Raw genomic sequence first — 2,956 nt, forward strand, 5'->3', positions numbered from 1 at the left:
TGTCGCGCGGCACGCTATTTCGGCCACCATTCGTCACATTGTTTCGGATTGAAACGCCTTTGTTTCGCCGAGATAATGTGACGTTTTTGATTCTCACATTACTGCTCCCGCAGATTATTCCATCTTCCAATTTTGACCAAGAAAATAGGCCGGCTTCTGCCGACCATTGACTTGCTACCCGAGCGCTACCTCCGCGTTTGCTTGGTAGACGATTTCGTTATCGATGATGCGTTTCTCCTGTTGTGCACCAATAATCAGACTTTTCGTGATCATTTGATCTAAACGACGAATACTGCCACCACTTGTCGTAAACATCGTTTTGAGTGCTTCGTCTGTGATCAGATCATCCAGTACACCTGCTGCTTTGAATTTCTCTTTCACGTAACGTTGGCTTTCTGAGTATTCCATGCCAACCACTTGATACTTGATCGTAATTCGCTGGCGAAAGGCTTCAAACTGCGGTCGTTGTAGTAGCTGATTGAGCGAAGATAATCCTGCTAGGATTATCAAACACTTATTCTCGGCATCCATGCCAAAGTTGGTCAGGAGCACAAGCTCATTATAAATTAGTCCACTCAAGTACTGAGCTTCATCGAGGATGAATACCGGCGTGATGTGCTCCACGTCGTGAAGCTCAATAATTCGCTCTTGTATCTGGCGAAATTTGGCCGATTTTCGAAACGCCGGTTCGATACCCAGCGATACCGCCAACTGATTATAGAAATCACTCACACTGACTGTGCTCAAAGGTATGTAACTTACTCGGTATTGGTTGGGATTGAGCCGTTGTGCATATTCGCGCAGGATAACTGTTTTGCCTGCACCTGGACGACCGGTGATCAAACCAATTCCAAGCACTTCTGTGAGGTACTTGAGGCGCACGTTCGTTTCCTTAAAGTCGACCGTCTCAATCACCTGCGGTGCAGTCTTGTCAAAAGGATTATGACTCATGCCGTAATAGACCGTAAACTCCATCCATTTATTCCTCCGCTAACCGCACTTGCTGTCGCTTCACATGTGCGTTTTCCTGTTTGTCGACGGGGCGGATCTCCATTAATTCTTCTTCCCATTCGATGTACACCTTTGAGAGATCTGGTTGGAATCGCACGGTAACCGTTGCCCCAATTGTTGCTCTTCCGGTCTCGTATTGCCGTTTGTTGAGACTGATGGTGCCATCGTTGGCTACCTTACGTGTTTCACGATGCAAAAACGCTCGATCCAGTGCGACCGTTGGCACTTTATGAATTGCATCTGGTTCCTCGCAAATTCGATCCATGGGGGTGACACCTTCTCCAAGGCTACGGTTGACCTGATTGTTGCGATCACGAACATACTTCGCAAACTCAGCCCGCAGGGCCTCCAAAGATCGATATTCATCATAGTTGATGTCGACCATCCATTGCTGCTTCATGACGCCAAACCAACGCTCAATCTTGCCTTTCTGGTTCCCGTGATAAACTGCTGCGTGTCTCATGCCAATACCCAATTCCGCACAAATCAAGGCAAGTTGTTTGTTGACGTAAGGTTTCCCATTATCCGCGTAGATCTGTCGAGGCCGACCATAGGTGGCGATAGCTTGCTTCAGGGTCATCTGGACGTTGATGGCGTTGTCTTCGAAGTACATACCCCAGCCAACCAGATACCGTGATGCATCGTCAATGATGCCGACGATATATACTTTACGTTTGCGACCGCCTGCCAAGATGAACGGACCGTGAGTCGTATCGATTTGCCATAATTCATTGACGTGGCTCATTTCAAATGCTCGCATGTCCTCAATATTGCTACGCTGGAGTCCAGGAGTTACCTGCGCTAGATAACGTTGAATCGTGCTTTCGGAAGGCGCCCCTTGGGCGAAATATCCGGTCATGATCATCCGCTTTCTGATTACGGTTGCCGGTCGATTAGGGCTTTCTTCTTTAAGTCGGATTATCTCTGCTTTTTGCTCGTCATTCAGACGGCGATTGTTACCGGCATCACTGCGACGCTTTGGCTTTAACCCTTTAAGGCCGAGCTTTCGATAGTTCGTTGCCCATTCTTTCAAAGTTCCCGCACCAACTGTTCCGCGTTTGCCGTTAGGCAAGACTCTCTCGGTAGTTGCGACTCGTTTCATATAATCCTGCCTTGTGGCATCCGGAAACGTTCCGGAAATGAGGGGTTGAATTAACTCATACCGAAATAAGGCAATGTCTTCAAATTGTTCTGCGTTCATCAAGTTGCACCTCTTCATTCTAAAGATGCTGTTAGCTTACACGTCAAAGACAGTGCCAATAAGGGGAAACTATGTGAAAGGTTCAAAGTGCGTGAAACGCTGGTGTCCACGCCGATATAACTTGCATCAATCGCCGAGTCGGGCGCAGCTGCGAGTACATGATCGCAGCCATCTCTGGATCATCGTCAAGACTGATTTCATGCGCTCGACAGAGCATTTCGTGCCATTGATGAAAATGGGTACCCCAACAACGAATCAATTTAGCAGAAACGTCTAACACGCTTTCGGCATAGTACATTGACCTTGAGGTCGCTAGATGCACAGCCTTGAGAATCGAGGCAAGCACATAGCGCTTGTATGGAACGATACCAGGCGGTAAAAGCACAAATGTTTTGTCGCATGAGTGACACCGCAAACGCGTCACCTCAATGATTCCACGGTAACCGCCGGTGCAGTATAGCTGTCGGAGATACCGGCCATGTTGTGTTAGGCCAAATGAATTTTGACAATGTGGACAGGCAACAACCGTAAGGTTATTGCGAACGAACTGGTCATATTGTTGCTGAATTGATTTTGTTACTTTGCTTTTTGGTGATTGTCCTGTATGATTCAAATATGGAGTTTTCCTTTGTCTGTTTTTCTTGGTCGTTAAACAGTATACGGGAGGAACTCCTGTTTTTGTATCTTCAATCGCTGGATTTAAGTGCATATAAACAGCGGCAAATAATTCCGGCGGGCCGGCTG

At 47.3% G+C, this 2,956-nt stretch carries 3 protein-coding genes; all 3 read right to left on the minus strand.

The genetic code is table 11. The features are described 5' to 3' along the window. Window positions 1-174: 174 nt before the first annotated feature. Entirely contained in the window at window positions 175-975 is an 801-nt protein-coding gene (locus ACGG90_RS15365) for an ExeA family protein (protein ID WP_390410709.1), read from the minus strand. A gap of 4 nt (window positions 976-979) precedes the next feature. After that, entirely contained in the window at window positions 980-2,212 is a 1,233-nt protein-coding gene (locus tag ACGG90_RS15370) for a DDE-type integrase/transposase/recombinase (protein WP_390410710.1), read from the minus strand. A gap of 82 nt (window positions 2,213-2,294) precedes the next feature. After that, the coding region (locus ACGG90_RS15375; protein WP_390410711.1) for a DUF6431 domain-containing protein at window positions 2,295-2,956 on the minus strand (662 nt) is incomplete at its 5' end.

Origin of the sequence: Lacticaseibacillus jixiensis (assembly GCF_042847315.1) — a bacterium.
GTDB classification, from domain to species: Bacteria; Bacillota; Bacilli; order Lactobacillales; family Lactobacillaceae; genus Lacticaseibacillus; species Lacticaseibacillus jixiensis.

Coding starts and splice junctions, on each gene's coding strand:
- ACGG90_RS15365 (WP_390410709.1), bottom strand. CDS start 975: ATGGAGTTTACGGTCTATTACGGCATGAGTCATAATCCTTTTGACAAG.
- ACGG90_RS15370 (WP_390410710.1), bottom strand. CDS start 2,212: ATGAACGCAGAACAATTTGAAGACATTGCCTTATTTCGGTATGAGTTA.